This is a genomic window from Phenylobacterium ferrooxidans (assembly GCF_042714595.1).
GTDB lineage: Bacteria > Pseudomonadota > Alphaproteobacteria > Caulobacterales > Caulobacteraceae > Phenylobacterium > Phenylobacterium ferrooxidans.
The window spans coordinates 1-275 of the sequence record NZ_JAOTJD010000103.1 but is presented as its reverse complement, the minus strand read 5'-3'; the positions used below and the strand labels follow the sequence as shown (position 1 = coordinate 275).

At 75.6% G+C, this 275-nt stretch carries 1 protein-coding gene; it reads left to right on the top strand.

Annotated features, from left to right (window positions below; translation table 11 throughout):
* On the top strand, positions 1-275 hold a 275-nt coding region (locus OCL97_RS22645; RefSeq protein ID WP_377371953.1), incomplete at both ends, for a hypothetical protein.

The following is a 275-nucleotide window of genomic DNA, read 5'->3' as shown; positions in this document are numbered from 1 at the left end:
TCTTCCGATCTCCCGGGTCAACGCCGAGGGCCTGACCCACGACAAGCTCACCCTGACCCGGCTATCGGGCGCCCTGCGGGGCTCGGCGGTGCTGGCGGCCACGGGCGGCGACCTTGCCCTGGCCGGCACGGTGGCGACGCACGGCGACTGGTCGGGTCTGGGCGGGGCGAGCGCCAATGACGCGCCCGAGATCGCCGCGCTGAAGCGCGCCGCCCGCAGCTTCGACGCCGAGACCCGTGGTCTCTCCGTCACGGCCGGCGATGGCGGCCTGCGCC